The sequence below is a fragment of the Paracoccus sp. SSK6 genome, from assembly GCF_039770665.1.
Taxonomy (GTDB): domain Bacteria; phylum Pseudomonadota; class Alphaproteobacteria; order Rhodobacterales; family Rhodobacteraceae; genus Paracoccus.
The window spans coordinates 1-4,781 of record NZ_JBDPNJ010000060.1 but is presented as its reverse complement, the minus strand read 5'-3'; the positions used below and the strand labels follow the sequence as shown (position 1 = coordinate 4,781).

General features: G+C 62.2%; 5 protein-coding genes. 1 reads left to right on the top strand and 4 read right to left on the bottom strand.

Annotated elements, in window-relative coordinates:
* A partial coding sequence (locus AAIL68_RS17110; protein ID WP_347140974.1) for a DDE-type integrase/transposase/recombinase occupies positions 1-662 on the bottom strand: 662 nt, incomplete at its 3' end.
* A 289-nt stretch (positions 663-951) separates the two neighbouring features.
* Here AAIL68_RS17110 and AAIL68_RS17105 point away from each other — a divergent pair.
* Positions 952-1,266: a VapC toxin family PIN domain ribonuclease gene (locus AAIL68_RS17105; RefSeq protein ID WP_347140972.1), complete on the top strand. Its 315-nt coding sequence runs from the start codon at positions 952-954 to the stop codon at positions 1,264-1,266.
* A 524-nt stretch (positions 1,267-1,790) separates the two neighbouring features.
* Here AAIL68_RS17105 and AAIL68_RS17100 read toward each other — a convergent pair.
* From AAIL68_RS17100 to AAIL68_RS17090, 3 genes are all read right to left on the bottom strand, one after another.
* Positions 1,791-1,967 carry a hypothetical protein gene (locus AAIL68_RS17100; protein WP_347140970.1) on the bottom strand — a complete coding sequence of 59 codons (177 nt, stop codon included), beginning with the start codon at positions 1,965-1,967 and terminating at the stop codon, positions 1,791-1,793.
* Between the two features lie 107 nt (positions 1,968-2,074).
* Positions 2,075-3,946 carry a ParB N-terminal domain-containing protein gene (locus tag AAIL68_RS17095; RefSeq protein ID WP_347140968.1) on the bottom strand — a complete coding sequence of 624 codons (1,872 nt, stop codon included), beginning with the start codon at positions 3,944-3,946 and terminating at the stop codon, positions 2,075-2,077.
* Positions 3,947-4,208: 262 nt separating this feature from the next.
* Entirely contained in the window at positions 4,209-4,703 is a 495-nt protein-coding gene (locus AAIL68_RS17090) for a DUF3768 domain-containing protein (protein ID WP_347140967.1), read from the bottom strand.
* Positions 4,704-4,781: the final 78 nt, after the last annotated feature.

The following is a 4,781-nucleotide window of genomic DNA, read 5'->3' as shown; positions in this document are numbered from 1 at the left end:
TCGCGGCACACGCGGCCAAAGATGTGTTCGAAGGCGGTCGTGTCGCAGCTCCGGTTTGCGAACTGTATGCCATTGTCGGTCAGCACCTTATGGAGCCGGTAGGGAACTGCGGCAATCAGGTCGCGCAGGAACTGGGCTGCGGCCATCTTGCCAGCCTTCTGGACAAGGCGGACAAAGGCGAACTTGCTGGTTCTGTCGATCGCCACAAACAGATATAGCTTGCCTTCAGCGGTCTGCACCTCGGCGATATCGATATGAAAAAAGCCGATCGGATAGCGTTTGAAGCGCTGCCGTTTTGGCTTGTCGCCATCCACGTCAGGCAAGCGCGATATTCCATGCCGCTGCAGGCAGCGATGCAAGGCCGAGCGCGTCAGGTGTGGTATCGAGGGTTGCAGTGCGTAGAGGCAGTCGTCCAGCGGCAGCAGCGTGTGGCGCCTGAACGCCACGACCATCGCTTCTTCCTCCGCGCTCATTGTTGTGGAGCATGGCTCCTTTGGCCCGGTCTTCAGGTCTTCGACCGTGGCGCGCTTGCGCCACTTCGCCACCGTCTTCGGATTGATGCCCAGCTCTCGGCTCAGCGTCGCGAGCGAAGCGTGCGATCGTTGTATTGCAGCTCGGATGGCGTGCGTGGTCGTGGCGCTTCCGTGACGAACTTGTCCCATAGGGCATCCTTCCATTCCCAAGAAAGGATCGCACCATCAAACCATGGGATCAAACACCTAGTTTGACTTTGAAGGGACAGTCCTTTGGCAGATGACGTGATCCGCAAAGTGGTTGGCTATCTCCGACAGATCGAGACGCTAGCCGAGAAGGGCGATCTTGGTTTGCCTCGAAGCGCGTCTGGCCCTTCGTCTTTGCAATGCCCCGCCCAGCAGCGACACGACCTCTGACGCGGGGGCATAAGCTGCTATCTTTCGCGGACGAACACCCCGGCTGCGCTATTCGCTCATTGTGCGCCTGGAGGCGACACTTGCCCTTGTGCGCAAGCGGGTCGAACGGCGCGGCAAAGGTCCGGCGACAGCCGAGGACTTTGCCGCCGCGACGGATCTTGTCGATGAGTTGCTGAAGGCGCTTGAAGCGAAGGAAATGCACATCACGGGCAGCATGGGAGACGAGGCTATCCGCGCGCTTTCGGTCTATGGCAAGGCTGTCGGCCACCCGGCGCAACTCAACATGGGCGATGCGTTGTCCTATGCCTGCGTGAAAGCTTTCCATGTGCCCTTGCTCTACAAGGGCGATGATTTCTCACAGACTGATCTGGCATGAGGCTTTGATTTGATGGCTTGAAAAGGGCCCTTTCGGGCCCTTCCACCTCACAATCCAAACCAAGACTTCATGAAGCCGAATGTAGCTCCAATCAGTGCAATCAACGCAGGCTCCGACCAATCAAGTGTACAGCGACGCTCACGCGTTGCTGTTCGGGTGCCACAAGGCTTAGTTTCTTCGGTCTTTTTTTCGAATAGTTCGATTTTCATTTTCAAATCTCCGTACGGGCGGAGAAACCCCAAGTGTAGTCATGATAAATCCTTTCAGATGTGATTGCCTCCGCAATGGTTGAATCGCCTTACCGCTTATCGGCTCGACAGCAGGATTTGCTCTCATCCCGTTTGAGCCGTCAAGCTGGCGCAGACTGAGGCGCGCAGCGCCGGCCCGGCGCGGCCTGAGCGCCGCCCCTGCCTTGGCGCCGGCCCGCCGGTGACAGGGCAGGGGAAATCAGCCAGCAGAGGCAAAAAGGAAGCCCCGCGCGGGGCGGGGCCAAGTGAACCTTCGTCGCTGAAGGAATGAGAATGTCAGTCGGGCAGACGATAGTTCAGCAGCCAAGACGGGCCAAATGTGTTGCGGACCTGACGAAGCTCCGGCCCTTCGGCGCCCGTCGAGGATAGCCATTCGGACAGCAGGCAGCTTTTCCAGCGTCTTCCATGCCGGTCGCGATAGGCCCGCAAAGCGTCGATCTGTTCCGCGCTCAAGCCTTGCTCATCTTTAGGTTGTTGTGGCATGTGCCTGCTTCCCCTGTTTTTTTTAGAGTAATCCGGGGGCGGGGTCTTGGTCGTCTGCGCCCCCGGCTGTTTTCAGATCAGAAGCAATCCGGCACCCAAGCGTCGATCCGGGCCTTTGCCTCCGCATCGACACGCCATGCCTTCTGATACTCGGCATCGCTGAACAGCCGTTCCATGCAGCGGGCCTTTTCCGCCTTCTTCTGCGCCTTGTGCGCCTTGAAGCCGTTGCACTCGGGATCGCAGCCGGTCAGTTCCAGATGCAGGCTGTCCAGATAGTCGGCGCTGACGCGGTTGAAGAAGTTCTCGGCGGTCGGCGTCCAGACCTTGCGGATGCTGGCTCCGCTGTCGGCCTCGATCAGCGCAAAGAAATCGGCATTGCCTGCACCATAGGGCAGGGTGCGGGCCATGCCTTCCACCAGTGCGGCATTGCGGGCCTTCTTGCCTGCCGCCGTGAAGTCGCGGAAGGCTTGGGCCAGATCTTTGACCCGCAACTCCGGGCGGCTCCATGCCTCATGTCCTGCCGGGAGATGGGCCAGCCGGTCGGACCATTCCAGACCATCCGTCTTGCTCGGGCAGTTCATGGGGCGTCCCGGCGACAGGTCAAAGACGCTCGTGTTGACGCCAGAGGCCAGCGACAAATCGAAGGCCAGCAGGTCGAAGACCATTTCCGGCTTGTCCAGAAGGGCGGTCTGGATCGCGGCCAGCCGGATCGCCTTCATGTCCTCGACCAGTGCGCCGCTATAGGGCGACTTGGGCGCGGGGGCGGCATCGCCGCCGTCCGCATGGGCGGCATGGCCGGTCAGAACCTCGGCCTCGATGGCCTCGGCCCGGTCCTCGGCCCGCACCCACGGGCCGCTCAACTGCACGGTCCCGCTGTGGCTGACATAGACATAGTAGCCCGCCACGGCGCGTTGCGCGTCGGTGAAGTCGCCCTTGATGATCGCGTCCAGAGCCTCAAGTTCGGCTTGCCCGGCCTCGTCCAGTGCATCGGCACTCGCCAGTTCTGCCAGTTCATCATACCGCTCAGCCTGTTCTTCCGTCAGAACCCCCTCGACCGGATAAAGGCGGGCCATCTTCTCGGTGACGGAATAGGAGACATATTCGTCGGCTGTGACCTCGGCCCACTTCCAGCCTGCCGCCAGCCTCTCGGCCTCGGCATTCAGCCGCTCGGTGAACAGGTCCTGCAACAGATCGGCATCGTGCAGCGCCACGGTATCGCTGAACAGGTCGCAGCTCACGCTGCCGCCTGCGGCCTCGTAGGCATCCAGTCCGACAAAGCGGGCGCGTCGGTCGGTGGCGCTGACGGCTGCGGGCTGCAATGCCTGCTTGATGCGGTGTTCCGACACGTCGCGGCCCTTCACCTCCGCCAGAACGGTCAGGGTCAATGCCTCGTCCTGCGACACGGTAAAGGCTTTCGCCATGCCAAGGCTGATCTGGCCTTCTTTCAGCGCGTCCAGAACCGGGGCGGGCAAGGCTGCCAAGGCAAGGCGGCGATAGACATGGGCCTCGGTCTTTCCGAAGCTGCGGGCAATGGCCGACACGTCTGCGCCTGCCTCCTTCATCCGGCCATAGGCGCGGATTTCGTCAGCGGGGGCCAGGTCCTCCCGCGCCGCGTTCTCGGCACTGGCCCATGCGCGGGCGGTGGCCTCGTCGGGCGCGATGCGAACCGGGATGGAGGCCAGTTCCGGGTGGCGTTCGGTCACGGTGGCGTCACGCTCGACGGCGCGGGCGATGGCCCGCAGCCTGCGGCCTCCCGCGACAATGCCCACGCGGCCCTCTCCATCGAGGATGCCCGACAGGTTCTGAATCAGGCCGATCATGGCAAGGCTGTCGGCCAGCAGGTCGATCCCTTCCGGGTCGGCGTCCTGACGCGGGTTCAGGTCGGATACATAGAGTTGGGCCAGTGGAAAAAACTGGATGGATGCGGGGGCGATGGTTTCGGGGTTCATGGAATGGTCCTTTTGCGACGGATGGTTTTTTGTTATGGATGCCCTGCCCTCATTGCCGTGGGGGCAGGGCGGGCTTTCAAAGTGCGCCGTGCTGGATCAGGAAGCGGCGGCCGATACCAAAGCTGTCGCCCTTCCTGACAAGCGCCCACGCTTCTGCGAGACGGCGCTGCAAGGTTTCTCTGCTCATGAGTTCACCCCCTTTCAGGCTGACCGTGTGGGAAGGGTCGGCCTGCTGACGGAGCCACAGCAGGCCGATTGCGGGTCAGTGTTCGGCCGGCAGGTAGAGCGTCAGAACACGGCGCGTCTGCTCAGGGTCGGAGGGGGTTTCCGCACCGAAGTGATAGGCGGTGTCGTAAAGGTCGATCTTCCAGAAGATCGCGGTGCCATGCGCCTCGACGCGGCCAAAGGAATGATCCTCGTAAGGGTCGTTGTCCTCGGTCCAGTCCAAGAAGGTGATCACCGCGTTCATCAGCGCGGCTTGGGTCCGCTCGGGAATGGCAAGGAAGCCCGGCGTGGCGACGGTGCGGCCTTTCAGATGCTGGCCGCGCCAGAGGGCCGCGAAGCCCAGGGCGCGACGGAAGGCATCGTTCTGCTCCGCGATCAGCAGCCGCAGCATCTGGTCGCGGGCCTGCTCGGCGGGGTTGCAAATCGGGCAGAGGCCGGGGCCTGCATCCTTGGAATGGTAGTGATCCCGGCAGGACGCGCAGCGAAAAACGCCGGTGTTCGTGTCTGCCGGGGCGGCATTGAGATGTGCCATGTGTGGCTCTCCTTTAGCGACGGGGCGGCCGGGTCTTTTGCCCGTTCCGCCGATGGGCGAGCCTTCCTGATCTGCTTT